We start from the raw sequence: 2466 nt of genomic DNA, 5'->3' as shown, positions 1-2466 counted from the left end.
TCCAGCCTCGCCGTCGGCGCGCTCGACGCCTGGGGCCTGTCCTACCTCGCGCAGCTCGCGCCCGGCACCGCCCTGTGCCGGCTGCACAGCGAGGCGCCGGGGCTCGACGGGGTCGAGATCATGCTCAAGGGCGGGCAGATGGGGTCGCAGGACGTGTTCGAGCGCCTGGTGCACGGCACCGCCGGCTGAGCGGGCGTCACGCCTGTTTTTTCGGCGCGGCCATGGCGCCCGCGCCCCCATGGCACGAGAATTGCCCCGAATCCAGGGTTTCCCCGTACGTCGCATACCGGGCCCTGCATACGCAATATGGGCACCACGGTATGCGTGCGGCGGCGCAAGCCGCTAACGTCCAGGCCTGGCCACCACGCGCCACCCCACGAGCACGACAGCATGAGTACCGAGAGCAGCAGCCACAGCCCCAGCCAGCCCATCCGATTCTTCCATCGCGGACAGGTCGTCGACGTCAGCGGCGTCCACCCGACCCGCTCGGTGCTCGACTGGCTGCGCGAGGACGCGCGCTGCACCGGCACCAAGGAGGGTTGCAACGAGGGCGACTGCGGTGCGTGCACCGTGGTGATCGGCGAGCTGGCCGAGGCCGGCGCGCCCGACGCGGTCGGCGGCCTGCGGCTGCAGACGGTCAATGCCTGCATCCAGTTCCTGCCCACGCTCAACGGCAAGGCGCTGTTCACGGTCGAGGACCTCAAGGACCAGTGCCAGTCGTCCCAGGCTGCGCAGGCAGCCCCGGCCCCCGCGCTTCAAGAGGGCGACAAGCGCCCGCACCCCGTGCACTGCCTGCACCCGGTGCAGCAGGCGCTGGTCGACTGCCATGGCTCGCAATGCGGCTTCTGCACGCCGGGCTTCGTGATGTCGCTGTGGTCGGCCTACGAACATCACCAGGCGCGCGGCACGCAGCCCTCGCGCCAGCAGCTGGCCGACGACCTGTCGGGCAACCTGTGCCGCTGCACCGGCTACCGCCCGATCCTCGACGCGGGCCAGCGCATGTTCGACCTGCCGCCGGTGCGGCTGGACAGCCGCGCGGTGGTGGCCGCGCTCACCGCGCTGAACCCGCCCTCCGACGCTCCGGGCTTCGAGTACGCGGCCCCGCTGGGCGCGCGCATCGACCGCTTCCATGCGCCGCGCTCGCTCGAGCAGCTGGCCGCGCTGCGCGAGCAGAAGCCGCGCGCGCAATTGCTGTCGGGCTCGACCGACGTGGGCCTGTGGGTCAACAAGCAGTTCCGCGACCTCGGCGACATCATCTACCTGGGCGACGTGCCCGAGCTCAAGACCATCGAGGTCCGCGACGAGCACCTCTACATCGGCGCGGGCGCCTCGCTCGAATCGGCCTTCGCGGCGCTGGTCGAGCGCGTGCCCAGCCTGGCCGACGTCTGGCTGCGCTTCGCCTCGCCGCCGATCCGCCACGCGGGCACCATGGGCGGCAACGTCGCCAACGGCTCGCCGATCGGCGACTCGCCGCCGGTGCTGATGTCGCTCGACGCCGAGATCGAGCTGCGCCGCGGCGCCGACGTGCGCCGCATGCCGCTGCCCGACTTCTACGTCGACTACATGAAGAACCAGCTGCAGAGCGGTGAATTCGTGCAGGGCCTGTGGCTGCCGCTGGCCGCGATGCGCCGCCAGGTGCGCGCCTACAAGATCAGCAAGCGCTTCGACTGCGACATCTCGGCGCTGTGCGCGGGCTTCGCGCTCGAGCTCGAGCCCGGCGGCAACAGGGTGAAGGCCGTGCGCCTGGCCTTCGGCGGCATGGCCGCCACCGTGAAGCGCGCGGCGCAGGCCGAGGCCGCGCTGGTCGGCAAGCCCTGGACCCAGTCCAGCGTGAATGCCGCCAAGCTGGCGCTGGCGCAGGACTTCAAGCCGCTGTCCGACATGCGCGCCTCGGCCGACTACCGGATGCAGGTGGCGCAGAACCTGATCCAGCGCCTGTGGCTCGAGACCCGGGCCGAGGATGCGCTGCCCGGCAGCGCCACCAGCGTCTGGAGCGTGATGCCGCACGCCGCCACCGCCAAGCCGGCCGCGCAAGGAGTCTGAGACCATGAACAAGCCCCTCGATGCCCGCCTGCTGCAACCCGCAGAGGCCTTTGCCGACTACCTGAAGAACACCGCCGCCCGCATCGACCAGGGTGCCGAGGCGCTCGCCCACGACCAGGGCGTGCGCGTGGGCATCAGCCGCCCGCACGAATCGGCGCACCTGCACGTGGCCGGCGAGGCCACCTACATCGACGACATCCCCGAGATCGCCGGCACCCTGCACTGCGCGCTGGGCCTGTCGCCCGCGGCCAACGGGCGCGTCACGGCGCTCTCGCTCGACGCCATCCGCGCCATGCCGGGCGTGGTGTCGGTGCTCACGGCCGACGACATCCCGGGCACCAACGACTGCGGCTCGATCATCCACGACGACCCGATCCTGCTGTCCGTGAGGGACGGCGGCGAGATCCGCTACCTGGGCCAGCC

The 2466-nt window shown here is 71.5% G+C and carries 2 protein-coding genes and 1 pseudogene; all 3 read left to right on the top strand.

Going from position 1 to position 2466, the window contains the following annotated elements:
- The coding region (locus AC27VN_RS38810; protein ID WP_490880113.1) for a nucleotide-binding domain containing protein at positions 1-189 on the top strand (189 nt) is incomplete at its 5' end.
- A 201-nt stretch (positions 190-390) separates the two neighbouring features.
- Positions 391-2043 carry a xanthine dehydrogenase small subunit gene (gene xdhA / locus AC27VN_RS38805; protein WP_490880112.1) on the top strand — a complete coding sequence of 551 codons (1653 nt, stop codon included), beginning with the start codon at positions 391-393 and terminating at the stop codon, positions 2041-2043.
- Between the two features lie 4 nt (positions 2044-2047).
- A pseudogene (locus AC27VN_RS38800) lies at positions 2048-2466 on the top strand (xanthine dehydrogenase molybdopterin binding subunit); the annotation flags it as partial.

It is taken from the genome of Variovorax sp. 20P10.2.4 (genome assembly GCF_058244205.1).
Note: the sequence above shows the minus strand (reverse complement) of the source record. Positions and strands in the feature narration are given on the sequence as shown.

Excerpts from the sequence above, each read along its gene's own strand:
- xdhA (WP_490880112.1), top strand. The coding sequence starts at position 391 with ATGAGTACCGAGAGCAGCAGCCACAGCCCCAGCCAGCCCATCCGATTC.